The sequence below is a fragment of the Pseudoalteromonas sp. SIMBA_162 genome (assembly GCF_046535955.1).
Classification (GTDB): domain Bacteria; phylum Pseudomonadota; class Gammaproteobacteria; order Enterobacterales; family Alteromonadaceae; genus Pseudoalteromonas; species Pseudoalteromonas marina.
The window spans coordinates 1-273 of sequence record NZ_JAWJBQ010000399.1; the positions used below are offsets into that span (position 1 = coordinate 1).

The 273-nt window shown below is 67.0% G+C and carries 1 pseudogene; it reads right to left on the reverse strand.

What is annotated here, in order from left to right:
- Positions 1 to 264 (reverse strand): annotated as a pseudogene (locus R0J88_RS20210) (multidrug ABC transporter ATP-binding protein); the annotation flags it as partial.
- Positions 265 to 273: the final 9 nt, after the last annotated feature.

The window sequence follows — 273 nt, forward strand, 5'->3', positions numbered from 1 at the left end:
GCGAAAGCCGATGCCGGCCGAGCCGAGCGCGTTGATCAGCTTCGCGATGCTCGCGTCGTCGCGCTGCGAGTCGTACGTATAGACGAGCGCGGCGCCGTCGTCCGCGCGTTCGAGCCCGAACGTGGCGAGTTCGGCCGGCACGGTCGTAAGCGGGTGTTCGAGCTGCACGGTCAGCTGCTTCTTGCCGAGCTTGCGCATCAGCTCGCGCTTCTCTTCGACGAGCACGAGTTCGCCGCCGAGGATGATGCCGATCCGGTCGGCCATTTCCTCGGC